Origin of the sequence: Coprococcus ammoniilyticus, from assembly GCF_025567345.1 — a bacterium.
Lineage (GTDB): Bacteria > Bacillota > Clostridia > Lachnospirales > Lachnospiraceae > Coprococcus > Coprococcus ammoniilyticus.
Genome location: NZ_JAOQJS010000010.1, coordinates 1 through 456 on the forward strand (window position 1 = coordinate 1; position 456 = coordinate 456).

General features: G+C 42.1%; 1 rRNA gene. It reads right to left on the minus strand.

Annotated elements, in window-relative coordinates:
* Nucleotides 1–234: 234 nt before the first annotated feature.
* Nucleotides 235–352, minus strand: a 5S ribosomal RNA gene (gene rrf, locus OCV60_RS12915).
* Between the last annotated feature and the right edge of the window lie 104 nt (nucleotides 353–456).

The following is a 456-nucleotide window of genomic DNA, read 5'->3' on the forward strand; positions in this document are numbered from 1 at the left end:
ATCCACCCTGCGCTCTTTCTAACTTAACCTTACAGCATACGTAGCTTGATATGCTGTGGTCCGTTGCCATCTTTCGATAACTTGATTCGCGTTTGTTTCAATCTCTTGAAACGTTTCTTGGATTATTTGATGTCTTGTTAATTATTAATGGCTTATTAATAATATCTCTATTTCTTTCTGTATGAAATTCTCAAGGTACATTCTGATCAGAAGTATTAAACTGATCAAACTTGGAGCTGGCAGCCACCTACTCTCCCACACCGTCTCCAGTGCAGTACCATCGGCCGCTTACGTCTTAACCGTCGTGTTCGGGATGGGTACGGGTGTTTCCAATAAGCGCATCACCACCAGCAAATATTTTGCTTTTTCTTGAAAGCTTAACAACATAACAACCCTTACTTCTTCCTTTTCCTTAGAAAGGAGGTGATCCAGCCGCACCTTCCGATACGGCTACCT